Raw genomic sequence first — 15,819 nt, 5'->3', positions numbered from 1 at the left:
TAGTGATGTATAACGTAGATTTTGGCGCTAAGGTGTAGTCTATTTTGGGGGGGAGGAGATTTTTAATTTTGTAGTTTGCTTTGCCGCGTTTAGCAAATAACTAAATAACCACTGCCAATAACTAATGCCGGGCTTTAACTATGGTTAGTGCTGCATGTTAGTCGTGTTTGGTAATAAAAGTTGCCACTTGTTTAAAATGGCATGGTATTCACCATTTTCTTTAATGTTACTTAATGCGTCAGAGAGTGCTTTAGCTGTTTTAGGATTAAGTTGATTACTTGCTGCAAAATTAAGTGAGGAGGGAAGATCGCTTAAATGAATTCGTTTTGTTATTAGGCTAGGATCGAGTCCTAGGCTTTTTAGCTCGTTATTAAGTGTAAGTGTATTAGTTACTACAAAGTCGATCCGGTTTTTATAAAGCATTTGCCAAAGTTGATTATAGTAGCTGACCAGTATTAAATTGTTATTTTCGGTAAAGCCTTTTTGCTTTAAGTAGGCTTCGCTCAGGTAGCCACGAATGGTTGCTACTTTATACTCTTTAGCAAAATTTAAGTGAACAACTTCATCTACATGGCTTTTTAAGCTAATTAAATAAGCATCTGCAAAATACACTTCGCCTAACCATGTATATTTATTAATCCGCTCTGGGGTTTTTAACAAAGACAACATTATGGCGTTGGTATTTGTTTTATGCTCCTTAAAAACGCGGGCCATAGGCATTATTTCAAAATTAGCGGTTAAGTTTGTTTGCTTCACAACTGCTTTGGCAATGTCGACTAAAGCGCCGCTTACTTCACCTTGCTGATTTTTAAAGTGATAAGGAGGAAGGTCTTCAGCTATAAAAGTAACCGAATCGGCGTTACACAGGGGGCTATATAAAATAAATACAAAAGCACTTAATAAAACACGCAAAAACATAAAAAATCTTTTAAAGCAATAATACACCTAGTGTAGAGAGTATTAACTAAAACATATATATATTATGTTTATATAACGTAAATAATTTGCATTTACTTGGCTGTACTTGCTGTTTTGTATTTTATAAATTGTAATGGCGAGCATTTATGCCAGCGTAAAAAAGCTCGATTAAAAGAGCTTTGATCTTTAAATCCTAAAATATTAGATAAATCAGCAAGTGGCATGCTGGCTATTAATGTATCTGCACGTTTTTTACGTTCTTTTTCAAGTAGCTGAGCAAAGGTTAAGTCTTGTTGTTTTAAGCGTCGTTGTAGCGTTCGGGGTGTTAAATTAAGCGCATCAGCTATGCCTATTAGGTTGCAGTTTTGCAAGGTAGTTTTAGCTGTAAGTAACTGATTAACTTTATCGTCAATACACTGCTGGCTTTTAAAGTTAGAGAGTTGCTGCTCTGACAATTGCTTAAAAGTAGAATTAATAATGGCGTTATCGGTTTTAAAGGGCAGCGTTAAATAATCGCTCGGAAAGCTAACTTGATTATATTCAGCACTGCTTTTTACAGGGCATTTAAACCATGATTCAAGGGCGCGCCTTTGCGATGGCAACCAATTATAAGTGAAACTAATACTACTTGGCGAAAGCGTTAAATTTATTAACTGGCGAATTACACTTACCCACGCGGTCATGTTTCGTAAAACAACATGCTCATTACAACTTTGGTGAGCAATCCAACGAATAGTTGCTGTATCAGTATTTAGTTCAAACTTGGCTTTACCAATATCAGCCACCAAGCTGTCGTAGCTTAACAATGCTTTAATGGCACTGCTTAAGTTATCGCTTGATTCAATTAAGTAACCTAAAACGCCGTAGTCAGCAGTGCGAATTTGCTGACCTAGGGTAAAACCAAAAAGAGGATCGTTAAGTGTTTTTTTGCCATAAACTAATAAGGCATTGTAACTATTTAAACTAATACGCGGCGCTAATTGATGGGTACGCTGATTACTAAATTCGTCAAAGCTAATAGCGTGCAAAGCCGTTTTAGTACTAATGCCTTGCGCTTGTAAGTAATCAAGAATACTTGAAAAGTAATGATCAGCCAATGTGTGCATTTGTCATCTAAAGCTAAAAAATAGTCGTGTATTAGCAAGTTTGCCACGTTAAATTTTTATATGCTAGTTGAATGCCTAATAACCTCTTGCTGTAAAAATGATACTTATAACAATAAAACAAACGCTTAATGCACAGCCAAAACAAATAATAAGCACACTATTGGATCATCAACAGTTGCATCGATTTTTTAATGCCAAATTTACGCTGTTACAAGCACAAGACGAAGGGCAAATAAAAGGCGGAAAAGGATCTGTTAGGCAAGTGAAAATAGGTAAAATAACTTTTTCAGAGCAAATAATCAGTGCCGATCAAAATCAGATCAGTTACCAAATAGTAGGCGATAAACCAGTAGCTAATCATCGAGGCGACATATACCTCAGTGCAAATAAAGACATCAATACTTTAGTTACCGAACTTAACTATTGCATAAGCTGCTCAGCTCCATGGTGGATGCCAAATGCATTACTTAAATATGTTATTACAAAAGATATAACCCAAGCGTTAAACAATTTAAATAATTATTTTTTGGCGGGTAAAGTATGAACTCAGAAATTATTTTGCTCGCTCTTAGCCCGTTATTTTTGATATTTGTTTGCTGTGAGTTTATTAAGTTTAAGTGCTATTACGACATAAAAGATAGCCTAGCAAATACAGTGTTAGCGCTATTACACCAAGGCGCAGATGCTATTGCGTTACTGCTGTTAATGCCTTTATTTAATTGGTTGTATGACTATAGATTGTTTGATATTGAAGTGAGTGAATTAAGTATTGCATTTGCATTTTTACTGCAAGATTTTTTGTATTATTGGTTTCATAAAGCATCGCATCATATTCATTGGTTGTGGGCTGCACATGTGGTGCACCATAGCTCAATTAAAATGAATTTCACCACCGCATTTAGGCAAAGCTTAATGTACCCCGTAGCCGGTATGTGGATGTTTTGGCTACCTATGATTTTAATTGGATTTGAACCGCTAACAGTATTTAGCGTGGTTGCATTAAATTTGGCGTATCAATTTTTTGTACATACTCAAATAGTGGGTAAGTTAGGCTGGTTTGAAAAAGTATTTAATACGCCTTCGCATCACCGAGTTCATCACGCAATAAATACAGGTTACCTTGATAAAAACTTTGCAGGTGTACTTATTATTTGGGATAAGTTATTTGGCACCTTTGTAGAAGAAGATAAATCAAAGCCTTGTAAATACGGCATTATAGGGCAGCTTAATAGCAATAACCCAGTCGTTATTACGTTTCATCAGTGGGAGCACTTATTGAAAAGTGTTTATAAGGCATCGGGAATAAAAGCTAAATGTAGAGTGCTATTTGGCTACCCTACAAGTAGCATTAAATATAAATAATATTGAAAAAGTTAAAAGTAAAACTGCATAGCTAAACTCATTGATGAATTATGGCTATGCCATTGAGCATGCTGTACTTTGCTGCGCAGCGATAAATTGCGAGAAACAGCGTAATTCCATGTTATAGCTATTTCGCTGTGCTTACTTGCTGCGTTATCAGTCAGCCATAATATATTGCCAGTTAAAGCGAGTTTATGCTTATTGTTTATTTGCCAAATTACACCGGCTTCGCTGCCTATTCCAGTACTAAGTTGGTCGGTTATATCGCCTGTATTTAGCTCAAATTGACCAAGAATATAGCCGTGTACATTATTAGGATCGCCATAAGATTTACCATAACCTCCTTTTGTAAAAAAGCGGCCTAAACGTTTATTGTCACTTGGTTGTCGGTCAAAGCCCATTTTAAAGTTCCACGACCAGCTATCAAATACGCGGTTATCGGGTGCAAGCGACATAGCATCTAATAAGTAAAAATGTTCAATATCTGCATTTCCTTCGTCAGTAATAGCGGCTTCCAAATCAAAAAAACTAATTTGTGCACCCGCTATAAAACCTTCAGGCCTATCTAGTAAGTCATGATACGCAAGCCTATAACCAAAATTTGTAAGGTTTGCTTGGTTATTATTTTGTACCCTACCTAGCGATACTTTAGAAGAACCATGACCTTGCTCTGGGGAAGCAATAGGGCGATTTGGCTTAGTAAATGGCGAAGCTATTTTATATTTGCTACGCATTAGGAGTAGCTTAGTTAGTCGCGGGGCAATTTCTTCACGATTTAACGCTTTATCGTAAAATTCAAAATTTAACCATTCATACGCCATTTCTAATATAGCGACTAATTGCGACTGTGAGTAATTACGAGTATTGAGAGAGCCACCTTGCATTAACTCTCTTGCATCATCAAGTTGTTCGTCAGTCATTTGAGTAGAGTAATGGTAAAGCTTAGTACCAAAAGCAGGGCGGTAATTAGGTGTTTGTAATAAGTTGTTATTTCTTAGTACTGCAACGGTATCTGATGGAATAGCTTGCATATTAAATGACGATGTTAAATCAAGGTCCTCTTGTGCAAGTTGTAATAATGCAAGTAATTGGTAAGAGCAGTTTTCATCAATAAAAAAGTAATCGAATGTAGCTAATTGTAGCTCCCACAAGTGCAATAAAATAAGCTCTACCTGTAGCTCTGATAAATTAAGTTTGTATTCCCAAATATCACGAGATTCTAAATCATTATATTCGCGTACTTTTTTATAGTACGGCATAAGCGAAAACTTACCTGGGTAGCTGCCAATCAAGCCTTTTAATGCGTACATGGCTGCGTTGTCTGAGCCATCAGGCTCTGCTGCAAAGTTAACGGCAAACGCGAGCAACTCTTTATGGCGAGTCTGATCTTTTGCATCAATACGAAGTAAAGTGTGGCCAAACATTGATGATGGGCTATTCATAAATGCAGTTGGAAAAACTAACGTAACCCCTTTAGGGTTTATTATTTTTTGCCACGCCTGTAGCTCTGGGCAATTAAGTTCGGGCCAGTTATTTTCAATTTTTGTTTTTAGCCATTTATAACGTGCAGGAAACTGACAACGATATTGTGTTGTTTTTGGGTCAGTATTTTTACCACTAAATGCGGCTATAGTGGCTTTAAGTTCGTCATATGGGCTTGTTTTACCTACAGGAGATAAAAAAAACTCAGCACTGTCTACTTCACTTTTCCAATCGCCTAATGTGGCCAAGCGGTAGTGACCTAATTTAAGCCAGTAAGGGTGTGTTGCTAATGTATTTGTTTCAATACTTTGAGCGTTTGAGTAAGTACTAAAAAGAGCGAGCAGTAAACCAAATAATATTTTTTTCATAATCACTAAATTACAAAAGCCGCTAGAGAAATACTCCAGCGGCTTTATTTATACGTATAAAACCGGCTAATTTAGCTGATTAAGAAAGAGTATAAGAAGCAAGTTGTGCGTTACTTGCAAGAACAGTGTTTAGGTTTTCTAAAACTGTTTGTGAAGTCACGTTTTCAGAAGTAAATACTGAAGAGAACTGTGCTTGAGCAAGCTTATTGAACGCTGCTTTATCTTGATCTGCAACACCCCAAGCTTCAGCTAGAGTAGCTAAAGTTTCGCCTTCACCTTTTGACATATCACGAGCAAGTTGCTCCATGTTACCGTCAATGAATAAAGCGATTTTTTCTGAAGAAGTTACTGTACCAGTACCATCACAACCAAGAGTACCAAAAGTGATACCAAAAGTTTGGTTACCAGATGTACCATTTGTTGTAGCGCCTAAAATTTTAACGCCTTTACCTTGCTGACCAGCAAATAACATAGAACCAAGACCACAACCAATATCTTGGTCAGCCATTGCGTTTGAGAAAGGAAGTAAAGATAGAGCTGCTACTGCGATTAGTTTTTTCATTTTCATAAATCCATATATGATTGTCTTTATTTAGGGTAAATAAAGTTCGCGGAAGATTCTAACAGACTTGCAGAAAAAAGGAACAGGCTAAAACATGAATATTTTACACTCTAATTTTTAAATATATTAAAGTTAATGTCAGGATAAAAACCAGCCTAGTTTCCACTTTTTATTGAACTGGTGGCGGTTTTTTACTTCTTGGGGCACCTAATAAAATACAAGTATGGCAAATACATACAGATAAAAATGCACTAATACCTAATGCACCGCCATAGCCGTCAAGTTTTGGTACAAGAAATTCAAATAAGATTGAAAACAAAATAGATGAGCTTGCTACAGTATAAATACCAAATCGATGTGGGGCGCTCATACCTATGAATGTGCCGCCAAAAAATACAATTGCGTATAAATCGGGGTTCAAATTTAAAGCGCTAAAAATTAAATAAGCAATAATAGAAAGTGAAGACGACGCTCTAACCCCGTCAAAGCGACTATGCTTAGCTAAATAAAATGTTAAAAAAGCCCCAAGCAGTACAAGTAATGGATATTCAATACTCATAATACAATTCCTTTGGCTAATACAAAAAGTGCCACGCTTGCAAAAGCTACGCTGCCAAGCTTGCCACCAAAACCTGTAAACATATTCATAGTAAGCACATACAAACTTGAGCCAATAAGCGAAATAATAGCAATTTCCCAGTAACTGGTAATTAAATGAGTTGAACACATGCCTGCAAAGCTACCAGCATAAATTGCAGCATACGGATGGTTTTTATAATGTGCAGGAAAAGGAATAAACGAGCCAATAAGCCCCGTTAGCGCAGCAGAAATCACTAAAGGTAATGCAAAAGTAGTGTGCATAGCGAAGCAAGCTACAAAGCCTAAAAAGAAAGTGATGAATTTTAAAAGTAAGAATTTAATCATAGCGGCGCATTTTAAACTAATCCTTTTCCGCTTTCTAATACTCTCTAACAAATAAATGTTATAAGTAATTACAAACTTTAAAAGCGTGTTTTTTAAACGGCTTTTAGGTATTAAATATGCTTAATAGTGCCGCTGTTAATGTTCTATAAATCACAAGTTATGTATAATGGCGATAATTTAATGTATTAAAGTGTTAACCAAGGGTTATTTATGTCTAACTGTTTACATCTGGCTATTCCGGCTGGCGATTTAAAAGTGGCTAAAGCGTTTTATTGTGACGTACTAGGCTGTAAAACGGGTAACAGTGAAGAAGGTCGCTGGGTAGATATAGATTTTTGGGGTAATGAACTTACCTTGCACCAGAGTGTTGAGCGCTTACCAACAGTTCGCCATGATGTAGATATGGGAGCTGTGGCAGTACCTCACTTTGGGATTCACTTATCTGAAGATGAATTTAACGGGTTAAAAATACGTATTGAAGATGCGGGTATTGAATACTTAGATAAACCATACCGCCGATTTATTGGTGATGAGTTTGAGCAAGAAACGTTTTTTATTGAAGATCCAAATGGCAATGTGCTTGAAATGAAAACCATGGTAAACCCAGAGGTTTTATTTAAAAAAGTATAAATGCTGTTGTTTAAGTTAAGACTAAAAACCTACTTTAATAAGTGGTTTTTTTATAACTATTAATCAGTGTTTTGATAAATTAGTTAATATTTACAGGTAAAAAAAATTACGCTACATACATGATTTTTATTCACTCTACAATGTAGGTATAGACACGTAGACTTAATTTCAATTCTCATACTTTATTGTTATTTATGCTGCTTAAACTCATAATTGCACCTTTGCTTATTTTACTAATAACATTCGCCCAAAAACGCTTTGGTAGTTTTGTTAGCGGCATAATTCCTGGCTTGCCTATTACCTCTGGGCCTATTTCTTATTTTATAGCATTAGAGCAAGGTAAATTATTTGCAGCTAACTCAGCGGTGGCCTCTCTTTATGGTATGAGCGGTATAGGCTTATTTTGTTTTAGTTACTTGGTTGTATCACGAAGATTTGGAATGCTTAAATCGCTTTTTACAGCGTTGAGTATTTGGTGCGTATTTAGCGTTATTACTTTATTTTTACCAGTGAATATTATTGTGGCGAGTGTGGTTTCACTTTGTATTTTACTCGGTTTAACTATTATCTCTACAAAACTAAATATATCAGTTGATGCAAAACCATTAAATGCTCGCTGGGAGCTTCCGGTAAAAATGATATTAGTGACGAGCTTTATCGTGCTTGTTACGTTTATATCGCAGCATATAGGGTCTGCATGGAGCGGGTTAATATCTACCTTTCCGGTTATTTTAGGGGTAATGGGCAGTGTTGCCCATTTTAGTGACAAACAAGCCTCAACGTTTAAAATTCTTAATGGCGGTATTATTGGTTCATTAGGTGGGTGTGTATTTTTTGCGGTGATTGCGTTTATGTTAAAACATAACTTTATGATTTGGCAGGTGTACGCAACAGCTGCCATTTGCTCAACATTATTTACTATTATTTTTAGCCAACTTATTAATCGCCAATTGACTAAGCAAGCTATGCTAAATACCAAAAAAGCAGTGCTTAAAATTGACTCGCTCGGTTAATTTACATCTCTAAAGCCATTACCTAGTTATGTAGTTGAATTAACATTTCACTGGGGGTTTTATTAAAGTGGCGTTTAAATTCGCGGCTAAATTGCGATGGGCTGGTATAGCCAACCTTTAATGCAGCTTCGTTGGCTTTGCTTCCACTACTGGTTATAAGCTCTTTAGCTTTAGCTAAGCGTACTTTTTTTAAATACTGCAAAGGTGACTCAAATGTTACTTGCCTAAAAGCACGATGGAACGATGATACGCTCATGTTTACATCTTCAGCCAACCCCTCAACTGTAATTTGATTGGCATAACTACTGTGCATAGTTGAGAGCGTACGGGCGATACGCGCATAATGCCCATCATGCATAGCAAGCCCTATTAAAGTATGTCCTTGTGGACCACAAAGTACACGATATACCAATTCTTTTACTATATCTTCGCCAAAAACGTCAGCCTCAATGGGGTTATTAAGCACGCTAAGTAAACGGTGGGTTACTTGCTCCATTGCGCCATCTATTTTAGCCGATTGAACGCCACTCATTTGCCCAGTGGTGAATGGCTTATGTGTACCAATTTGGTTTACTAATTTATGTAACATTACCGGGTTTATATCTATAACAATACCCATAACAGGCTGGTTGTTATCGGTAAAAGCTTCGCATTCAAGTGGCACTGGTACACCTAAAACAAGGTAGTCGCCTTCACCATATTTTATTTGATGATCAGGGAAATGAATTATCTTATGTCCTTGCCCAACAATAATAATACCTGAGTTATATATAAGTGGCTGGCGCGGCGAGCTTTTACTTGCACGATGAAAATACACACCTGGAATAATGGTTTCCATGTTGCCTTCAAAGTTAAGTAAATTATTGTGCTCTGCAAATTTTTGCATCATGTTGGCTATTGAGGACATTAAAACTTCTACTATCGTACGAATTTTGCGTAAAATATCAATCTTGACAGTTTTAGGCAAGCTTTTGCGAGTTATTGGGCTTTTTTTATGTTTATTTTGCCACTAATATGCACTCATTGAAGTTTAGCTTAGTTAGTAACTAAGCATTATATTTAGTATTTAACCGTCACCTAGGAGCAAAATAATGAAATTTAGCTACGTAAACCCAACACTTATCCAGTTCGGCCAAGAACAAATTGCCTCACTAACTGATTTGATCGCAAAGGATCAAAAAGTACTTGTAGTGTACGGCGGCGGTTCAATTAAAAAGAACGGCGTGTACGACCAAGTTGCAGCAGCACTTGAAGGCTTTGACTGGGTTGAATTTTCGGGTGTAGGCGCTAACCCAACTATAGAAGTACTAGACCAAGCAGTAAAAATTTGTAAAGAACAAGGTATCGACTTTGTACTAGGTGTAGGCGGCGGTTCAGTAATCGACGGCGTTAAATACATTGCAGCATCTGCAGTTTATGATGGAGAAGGTTGGGATATTCCTACTGGTAAGCACACTATTACTAGCGCATTACCAATTGGTGCAATATTAACATTGCCTGCAACGGGTTCAGAGTCTAACCAAAACTCAGTTGTGAGCAAAGAAGCAACAAAGCAAAAACTACCGTTTGCATCACCAGAAGTACTTCCTAAATTTGCGATTATGGACCCTGATGTAATGAAAACATTACCACAGCGCCAACTTGTGAATGGATTAGTAGATGCATGGGTACATACCTGTGAGCAGTACCTAACATTCCCTGAAACAGCATTGGTTCAAGAAGGTTACGCAGAGGCACTTTTAAGAACGCTTAAAACACTGGGCGATAACTTTGAAAACCAAGACGACGCATGGCGTGCAAACCTTATGTGGGCAGCTAACCAAGCACTTAATGGTTTAATTGGTTCTGGTGTATCGCAAGATTGGGCAACACACATGATTGGCCACGAGCTTACAGCTGCTTACGGCGTTGATCATGCTCGTTCACTTGCTATTGTTCAGCCTTCTTTACTACGCAACCAATTTGCAGTTAAAAAAGCAAAACTAGAGCAAATGGGTAAAAACGTATTTGGTCTTGAGCAATCTGACGATTTAGCTGAGAAAACAATTTTAGCAATCGAAGCGTTTTACCACAGCCTTGACGTAGCGACCCAGCTTACTGAACATGGCGATGATAAAGCCGCTGCTATTGACAATATTATTGGCAAACTTGAAGCACACGGCATGCTAGCACTTGGTGAAAACCAAGCTATTACGCTTAAAGAAAGCCGCGAAATTTTAGAGCAAGCAGTTGCTTAATTTTCAAAGCTAAGCGCTTACTTAAATATACTAAGTTTTAGCGTTAATAAAAAACCGTCAACCTTTAGGTTGGCGGTTTTTTATGGTTTATTATAAATACTGCGTTGCTAATTAACCAATAAAGTCTGTATTAATGTTTTTTAATGATGATAGTAAACTGTGCTCAACGGTTAGAAAAAATCTAACGATTAAATAAATTAAAACAGGACTAAACTCATGAAATTACTAAACACATTACTTTGCTCAAAAGCAGGCGTAGCAGCATTAATTTTACGAGTACCAGTTGGCCTTATTTTAGCGGCGCATGGTGCACAAAAACTATTTGCTTGGTTTGGCGGTTACGGGCTTGAAGGTACAGGTCAATGGATGGCAAGTATTGGTTTAGAGCCTGGCTATTGGTTAGCAATGATGGCAGGTAGCGCTGAGTTTTTTGGTGGCATTGCATTAGCAATTGGTTTGTTAACTCGCCCAGCTGCTGTAGTTGCCGGCTTTACTATGATGATTGCTATTTTTAGCGTACATATTAGTAATGGCTTATTTATGGCAAACAATGGCTATGAATACGCATTAACGTTACTTGTAGTAACTGTAGTTTTAGCAATTCAAGGAGCGGGAAGCTTTTCGCTTGATAACGTATTAGCTAAAAAACTAGCTAATAAATAGAGTTTATTAATTGAAGAATAGCGGCCAATTTGGCCGCTATTTTTGTAGGTTAACTACTAAATTATTTAGCTGAAAAAGTTAAAGAATAGCTGTACTGCTTTTGCTCAAGTAAATACTCTTTATGAGTACTTGGGCTCCACGAATCATCGCCACCTACACCCATATGCTGATGATCAATGTGTACATGTACGCAATCATCAGCAATTAGTTCGTTAGTGTGTTTTGCTTGCGTTAGCGTACTTTGCGAATACTCGCTGGCTGCAAACAAAAACGCGCCAGTTACAGTTAAGTTATTAATACTCAGCAATTGGCAATCGCTACGCAGGCCATTATCAGTTGGAAATATATACGGTGTATGTAGCTCATTTAAGCTCAAGCTGTAATAACCTAAACGTGCTGCGGCTTTGCGATCTGGGTAGTTTTCAAAAGGCCCTAAACCTAGCCAGTTTATTTTTGTATCGCTTTGCTTGTTAAGCGTTGTACTTAGCCCTATACGCGGCATTGGCGGCAGAGTGTCGTTTAAGTGCACGTCAATGTTTAAGCTAATATTGCCGGTATTATTTAGTGTATATAGCCACTGTGTTTGAGCCTGTAGCACGCCATTAAATTCGTAATTAAATACACAAGTAATACGTACATCAACGCTTGATTGCACTGCGTGAATTGAGCTGCATGTGCGCTGCCATTGCCCTATACCTGCACGCAACCAACGAGCCTCCCATGCATTGGGGTCTAGATTGTCTACTTCGCTTACACCAATGTCGTTATCAAGTGGGGCACGATAAAAGTTATCAACCAGTGGGCTACTAATAACCTGAGTATCGTTTTGTAACCACTGCTCTATAAGCCCTGATTGCTTGCTAAAAATAAGTTTAAATTTATCGTTTTCAATACTTAGTTGAGAGTCGGTTTCATTAATTCTTATAGCGCTTTGCTCTGTAGCCGATGCAAATGACTTACTGCTTAAATTGTTACTATTTATAAGCTTAAACTGCTCTGAATCCATAACGTGATTAGCGTTTGCAAAGTGTGAGTCGTTAACTAATGCTACATCTAAATTAAGGTAATATTGCGCACCTTGCTCAAACGCTGTTTTAGTTTTAATAGTTAACGTATGCGTACTTTGCGGGGCAATATTAAGTACATGCTCGCCTTGCTCAACACAGATGCCATTTTGCATTAACTGCCAAATAAGCTTTTCGTTATCGGTATGTCTAAATACGTAATCGCTAAATACATCAATGGTGTATTGGTTTTGATTTTGCTCACGCAATGTAAATTGTAAATGTTGCTGGCTGTATTTAGCTTCAAACAGGCTAGGGTGCGGCGTACGGTCTGGGAACAATAACCCGTTTATACAAAATTGACGGTCATTTAGTTCATCACCAAAGTCGCCGCCGTAAGCCCAATAATGCTTGCCGTTTTCGTCTGTTTTAGATAAACCTTGGTCTACCCAATCCCAAATAAAGCCGCCTTGTAGGCGTGGGTATTCTCTAAATGCTTGCCAGTAATCGTCAAAGCTACCTAGGCTGTTACCCATTGCATGGGCGTATTCACATAAAATAAGCGGGCGAGTTTCACCTGGTAGGCTTAGCCACTTTTTAATAGAGTATTTAGGTACCGCATCGTCTTTAATATCGGTATCTACACGGGCGTACATTGGACAAATAATGTCGGTAGCCGTTGTGTTTGCACCGCCGCCTTCGTATTGCACGGGGCGAGAGGGGTCAAAGCTTTTTGACCAGCCGTACATGGCATCATGATTTGCGCCGTGTCCGCATTCGTTTCCTAGTGACCAAATAATAATTGAGGCGTGGTTTTTATCGCGCTCAACCATTTGCGTATAACGCGACATAAATGCACCAGCCCACTGCGGATCGCTAGCTAAACGCCCCATAGGAAACATGCCATGGGTTTCTATATTTGCTTCATCAACTACGTATAAACCTAGCTCGTCACACAGTTCGTAAAAACGAGGGTGGTTAGGGTAGTGAGCAGTACGCACGGCATTAAAGTTATTTTGCTTCATCAGCTTAATATCTTCAATCATATCGGCGGTAGTAACTGTATGGCCGTTTTCTGGGTGGTGTTCGTGGCGGTTAACACCGCGAATAAGTAGCGGCTTGCCGTTTACACACAGTTGCCCGTTAAGCATTTCTACTTTTCTAAAGCCAATGTCGTAGGCTTCAACATCGACGGTATTGCCATGCTCATCAAGCAGACTCACAACGCAGCGGTATAAGTACGGGGTTTCGGCGGTCCATTTTTTAGGGCTTTGTATATCAATTGTTTGAAATACAACATCGCTCCAGCCACCTTTTTCATCAACACGTTTATTGTTAGTACTTTGAATTTGTGGCTCACATAGCGCCTGTTCGCCATCAAAAACTTGCACTGCTATTTGATAGTTATTTGGCGCATTAATCGCCGTTTTTATATGTAGCGTTGCATCGCGATAGCAAGCGTCTAAATTGGGGGTTATAAACACATCACGTATTTGGTTTTGTGGTTTTGTAAGTAAGTTAACATCGCGAAAAATACCACTTAGCCACCACATGTCTTGATCTTCTAGGTAACTGCCATCGCTCCAACGAATAACCATAACGGCAATACGGTTAGTACCTGCCACTAACAGCTCGCTTAAATCAAACTCGCTCGGTAAACGGCTATCTTGTGAATAACCCACCCATTGCCCGTTACACCACAGGTGAAACGCCGAGTTAACGCCTTCAAAAATAATATGATTACGCTGAGTTAGCTGACTTTCGCTTATATTAAATTCAGTGCGGTAACAGCCTGTAGGGTTGTCGCTTGGTACAAAAGGCGGGTTAACTGCAAATGGGTACTTAACATTACAGTAAATAGGTTTATCAAAGCCGTGTAATTGCCAGTTAGAAGGCACTGTAATACTTTGCCAGTTGCTGTTTAGTGTTTCACTTAGCAACGATTCATCAACCGCTTCTGGTTTATCAAATAATTTAAAGTCCCACTGACCGTTTAAACTTTGTTTTTGCGATTGCGTGTTAGTACGGGCATGGTCAATGCTTTTAAATCCATTGAGTGGGCTGTGCGCTTTTACTTGATTAACTTGTACTGAAATTGGGTTTTCCCAATCTCGGCGATTAATTATGTGCTGTAAAGAGGTCATGTTTATCCTATTGCATAAGCGGGCAATTATAAAGCGCTAAATATAGCTAAAAATAATCGCAGGGGTTATGCTTAAAGCTCTCCTTTATTTGTCCAAAACTATCATTGTAATTATGCGCTATAACATTAAAGACATACTCGATATTGGTCCGCGCTGTATAGAACGCTTTATTGATTCACAAACGCTCGCACAAATGCCAAACCTTGAAATAGCACTTGCGGGTTGCTCAAACCTATCGGGTCGTTATTGTGTAGCACGCTCAGCACCGCTAGAACATACACTTTTTTATACACTTGCAGGGCAGGGTAAATTAACAACACAAAATGAGCAGTACACACTTAATGCCAATACACTTATTGTGCTACCAGCAAAGCAAAGCTTTGAAGTGAAAATTGATGCTGAACATTGGGATGTTATTTGGTTAAACCTTGCAAATACTAAACGTTGGCAGCATTTAAACTTAGCGCAAGCACTGGTACTAACCGAGCAAAAACTTGAACCGTTACACCTTGCTATGGAGCTTTTATACAGCGAGCCCAATGCTAATTTACGCGAAAGCGTAACGCCTATTTTAAGTCACTACTTAAATGCTACGCTGCAAAATAACTCTCAGGGTGCGGCGCATAATCGTTTAATTAGTCTGTTTGAAGAGGTAGATAAGCGCTTGCAGTTTGATTGGACAATAGAGGCAATGTGCGAACATGTGCATTACTCATCGCCGCATTTGCATCGTTTATGCCAAGCGCAATTTGGTAAAAGTCCAATACAACAACTTATTTATTTACGCATTGAGCGAGCTAAAAACTTACTGTTAAACACGGCTTGGCCAATTTCGCATGTGGCAAGTTATGTGGGGTACTCTAATATTTTTAATTTTTCCAAACGTTTTAAGAAGTCGGTAGGTGTGTCGCCAAGCGAATTTAGAAAATAACGTGAGCGGCTCTCTACATTTGAATAAATTTAAGGTATTGTGCGATTTCTTAAATTGCATTTTAGAGTTTTAGGTAGGTAATGCGCTCAAACCGTTTTTTAATAGTGATATTATTAGTGCTTGTACACAGCTTTATTAGCTGTGATGGCGCTGCGTATCATTTGCAAGAAGACGTTGATCACGTAACCAGTTCGTTATCGCAAGGCGACTCCATAGCCGATGATAACCAAAGCGATAAAACATCAACTACCGAGATTCATGCCCACCAACATTGCCACTGTGGCTACAACAGCACTTCTAGCCACTCAATAAGCCCAGAGCAAAGTAAAGCAACTTCGCCTGCGTGCTATAACGGGTTAAATTACCCGCCAGATGTACCGCCACCCAATTCACTTAGTTAGTTTTTAATTTTAAATACTTTGTAAAAAACTGCCTGCGCTTGTGCGCTATTAGGCTAGTTATTTACATATTTAGG

The 15,819-nt window shown here is 38.3% G+C and carries 16 protein-coding genes; 8 read left to right on the top strand and 8 right to left on the bottom strand.

Annotated elements, in window-relative coordinates:
• Positions 1-144: 144 nt before the first annotated feature.
• Together P20429_RS00330 and P20429_RS00335 are read right to left on the bottom strand one after the other, a co-directional pair.
• A complete protein-coding gene (locus tag P20429_RS00330; RefSeq protein WP_007587234.1) occupies positions 145-918 on the bottom strand; it encodes an ABC transporter substrate-binding protein in 774 nt (257 codons plus the stop codon).
• 92 nt (positions 919-1,010) lie between these two features.
• Complete coding sequence (locus P20429_RS00335; RefSeq protein WP_007587233.1) at positions 1,011-2,024, bottom strand: AraC family transcriptional regulator; 1,014 nt, start codon at positions 2,022-2,024, stop codon at positions 1,011-1,013.
• A gap of 97 nt (positions 2,025-2,121) precedes the next feature.
• Between P20429_RS00335 and P20429_RS00340 the strand changes: the two genes are divergently transcribed.
• Positions 2,122-2,568, top strand: a complete 447-nt coding sequence (locus P20429_RS00340; RefSeq protein WP_007587232.1) for an SRPBCC family protein — start codon at positions 2,122-2,124, stop codon at positions 2,566-2,568.
• On the top strand, positions 2,565-3,386 hold the full coding sequence (locus P20429_RS00345; protein WP_007587230.1) for a sterol desaturase family protein: 822 nt from the start codon (positions 2,565-2,567) through the stop codon (positions 3,384-3,386). The genes P20429_RS00340 and P20429_RS00345 overlap by 4 nt, the downstream gene beginning before the upstream one ends.
• Positions 3,387-3,397: 11 nt before the next feature.
• Here P20429_RS00345 and P20429_RS00350 read toward each other — a convergent pair whose 3' ends face one another.
• The 4 genes from P20429_RS00350 to P20429_RS00365 form a co-directional block, all read right to left on the bottom strand.
• Positions 3,398-5,236 (bottom strand): DUF4105 domain-containing protein, encoded by a 1,839-nt coding sequence (locus P20429_RS00350; protein WP_007587229.1) that lies wholly within the window; start codon positions 5,234-5,236, stop codon positions 3,398-3,400.
• A 79-nt stretch (positions 5,237-5,315) separates the two neighbouring features.
• Positions 5,316-5,798, bottom strand: coding sequence for a DUF3015 domain-containing protein (locus P20429_RS00355; protein ID WP_024589733.1), 483 nt, complete (start codon positions 5,796-5,798; stop codon positions 5,316-5,318).
• A 169-nt stretch (positions 5,799-5,967) separates the two neighbouring features.
• Positions 5,968-6,357, bottom strand: a complete 390-nt coding sequence (locus P20429_RS00360; RefSeq protein WP_007587227.1) for a hypothetical protein — start codon at positions 6,355-6,357, stop codon at positions 5,968-5,970.
• Positions 6,354-6,659, bottom strand: a complete 306-nt coding sequence (locus P20429_RS00365) for a hypothetical protein (protein WP_007587218.1) — start codon at positions 6,657-6,659, stop codon at positions 6,354-6,356. The genes P20429_RS00360 and P20429_RS00365 overlap by 4 nt, the downstream gene beginning before the upstream one ends.
• Before the next feature lie 273 nt (positions 6,660-6,932).
• On the opposite strand from P20429_RS00365, the gene P20429_RS00370 reads away from it, so the two are divergent.
• Together P20429_RS00370 and P20429_RS00375 are read left to right on the top strand one after the other, a co-directional pair.
• On the top strand, positions 6,933-7,352 hold the full coding sequence (locus tag P20429_RS00370) for a VOC family protein (RefSeq protein WP_007587216.1): 420 nt from the start codon (positions 6,933-6,935) through the stop codon (positions 7,350-7,352).
• Positions 7,353-7,546: 194 nt separating this feature from the next.
• A complete protein-coding gene (locus P20429_RS00375) occupies positions 7,547-8,365 on the top strand; it encodes a hypothetical protein (RefSeq protein WP_007587214.1) in 819 nt (272 codons plus the stop codon).
• A 22-nt stretch (positions 8,366-8,387) separates the two neighbouring features.
• Here P20429_RS00375 and P20429_RS00380 read toward each other — a convergent pair whose 3' ends face one another.
• Positions 8,388-9,272 carry an AraC family transcriptional regulator gene (locus P20429_RS00380; protein WP_024594102.1) on the bottom strand — a complete coding sequence of 295 codons (885 nt, stop codon included), beginning with the start codon at positions 9,270-9,272 and terminating at the stop codon, positions 8,388-8,390.
• Positions 9,273-9,456: 184 nt separating this feature from the next.
• Here P20429_RS00380 and P20429_RS00385 point away from each other — a divergent pair, with 184 nt between their 5' ends.
• Both P20429_RS00385 and P20429_RS00390 read left to right on the top strand, forming a co-directional pair.
• On the top strand, positions 9,457-10,602 hold the full coding sequence (locus P20429_RS00385; RefSeq protein ID WP_007587207.1) for an iron-containing alcohol dehydrogenase: 1,146 nt from the start codon (positions 9,457-9,459) through the stop codon (positions 10,600-10,602).
• A 216-nt stretch (positions 10,603-10,818) separates the two neighbouring features.
• Entirely contained in the window at positions 10,819-11,265 is a 447-nt protein-coding gene (locus P20429_RS00390) for a DoxX family protein (protein WP_007587205.1), read from the top strand.
• A gap of 61 nt (positions 11,266-11,326) precedes the next feature.
• Here the strand turns inward: P20429_RS00390 and P20429_RS00395 are convergent, their stop codons facing one another.
• The gene (locus tag P20429_RS00395) at positions 11,327-14,413 is read right to left on the bottom strand and encodes a beta-galactosidase (protein ID WP_007587203.1); all 3,087 of its coding nucleotides are present in this window, start codon (positions 14,411-14,413) and stop codon (positions 11,327-11,329) included.
• Between the two features lie 112 nt (positions 14,414-14,525).
• Here P20429_RS00395 and P20429_RS00400 point away from each other — a divergent pair, with 112 nt between their 5' ends.
• Positions 14,526-15,344 carry a helix-turn-helix domain-containing protein gene (locus P20429_RS00400; RefSeq protein WP_007587199.1) on the top strand — a complete coding sequence of 273 codons (819 nt, stop codon included), beginning with the start codon at positions 14,526-14,528 and terminating at the stop codon, positions 15,342-15,344.
• 80 nt (positions 15,345-15,424) lie between these two features.
• Entirely contained in the window at positions 15,425-15,745 is a 321-nt protein-coding gene (locus tag P20429_RS00405) for a hypothetical protein (protein WP_007587197.1), read from the top strand.
• The last annotated feature ends 74 nt before the right edge of the window (positions 15,746-15,819 follow it).

It is taken from the genome of Pseudoalteromonas sp. BSi20429 (assembly GCF_000238895.1).
GTDB lineage: Bacteria > Pseudomonadota > Gammaproteobacteria > Enterobacterales > Alteromonadaceae > Pseudoalteromonas > Pseudoalteromonas arctica.
Note: the sequence above shows the minus strand (reverse complement) of the source record. Positions and strands in the feature narration are given on the sequence as shown.

Coding starts and splice junctions, on each gene's coding strand:
- P20429_RS00370 (WP_007587216.1), top strand. CDS start 6,933: ATGTCTAACTGTTTACATCTGGCTATTCCGGCTGGCGATTTAAAAGTG.
- P20429_RS00350 (WP_007587229.1), bottom strand. CDS start 5,236: ATGAAAAAAATATTATTTGGTTTACTGCTCGCTCTTTTTAGTACTTAC.
- P20429_RS00390 (WP_007587205.1), top strand. CDS start 10,819: ATGAAATTACTAAACACATTACTTTGCTCAAAAGCAGGCGTAGCAGCA.
- P20429_RS00380 (WP_024594102.1), bottom strand. CDS start 9,272: ATGTCCTCAATAGCCAACATGATGCAAAAATTTGCAGAGCACAATAAT.
- P20429_RS00395 (WP_007587203.1), bottom strand. CDS start 14,413: ATGACCTCTTTACAGCACATAATTAATCGCCGAGATTGGGAAAACCCA.
- P20429_RS00400 (WP_007587199.1), top strand. CDS start 14,526: ATGCGCTATAACATTAAAGACATACTCGATATTGGTCCGCGCTGTATA.
- P20429_RS00355 (WP_024589733.1), bottom strand. CDS start 5,798: ATGAAAAAACTAATCGCAGTAGCAGCTCTATCTTTACTTCCTTTCTCA.
- P20429_RS00360 (WP_007587227.1), bottom strand. CDS start 6,357: ATGAGTATTGAATATCCATTACTTGTACTGCTTGGGGCTTTTTTAACA.
- P20429_RS00335 (WP_007587233.1), bottom strand. CDS start 2,024: ATGCACACATTGGCTGATCATTACTTTTCAAGTATTCTTGATTACTTA.
- P20429_RS00340 (WP_007587232.1), top strand. CDS start 2,122: ATGATACTTATAACAATAAAACAAACGCTTAATGCACAGCCAAAACAA.
- P20429_RS00330 (WP_007587234.1), bottom strand. CDS start 918: ATGTTTTTGCGTGTTTTATTAAGTGCTTTTGTATTTATTTTATATAGC.
- P20429_RS00385 (WP_007587207.1), top strand. CDS start 9,457: ATGAAATTTAGCTACGTAAACCCAACACTTATCCAGTTCGGCCAAGAA.
- P20429_RS00405 (WP_007587197.1), top strand. CDS start 15,425: ATGCGCTCAAACCGTTTTTTAATAGTGATATTATTAGTGCTTGTACAC.
- P20429_RS00365 (WP_007587218.1), bottom strand. CDS start 6,659: ATGCACACTACTTTTGCATTACCTTTAGTGATTTCTGCTGCGCTAACG.
- P20429_RS00375 (WP_007587214.1), top strand. CDS start 7,547: ATGCTGCTTAAACTCATAATTGCACCTTTGCTTATTTTACTAATAACA.
- P20429_RS00345 (WP_007587230.1), top strand. CDS start 2,565: ATGAACTCAGAAATTATTTTGCTCGCTCTTAGCCCGTTATTTTTGATA.